Genomic DNA, 351 nt, shown 5'->3' on the forward strand with positions numbered 1-351 from the left:
CTGTTTTGTAGTCTTTGCAGCAGAGGTTCATTGGTTATTTAAACTTGCTGCCTTATTTGTTTTAGGCGGCCGCCAGTTAGGCCTAGGCATCTTGATGCATGAGTGTGGTCACCAAGGTTTCTTTAGCAAGCTTTGGATGAATCGTTTCTTTGGGCATTGGTTTGCGGGGATGACCATGCTGGTACCCCTAGAGTTTTACCGCACTTACCATCTTATTCACCACTCCAAAACGGGTACGGATGACGACCCAGACGTCGGTAATATCAAACAATACCCAGTAACTGGGAGTAGCTTACGTCGCAAAATATTGCGCGATTTTACGGGTTTTTCTGGACTAAAAATGCTCTATGG

At 45.3% G+C, this 351-nt stretch carries 1 protein-coding gene; it reads left to right on the plus strand.

Annotated elements, in window-relative coordinates; genetic code table 11:
* Positions 1-351, plus strand: a 351-nt coding sequence (locus tag A3739_RS08065; protein WP_197472194.1) for a fatty acid desaturase, incomplete at both ends; no start/stop codon positions are given.

This window comes from Oleiphilus sp. HI0067 (genome assembly GCF_001635735.1).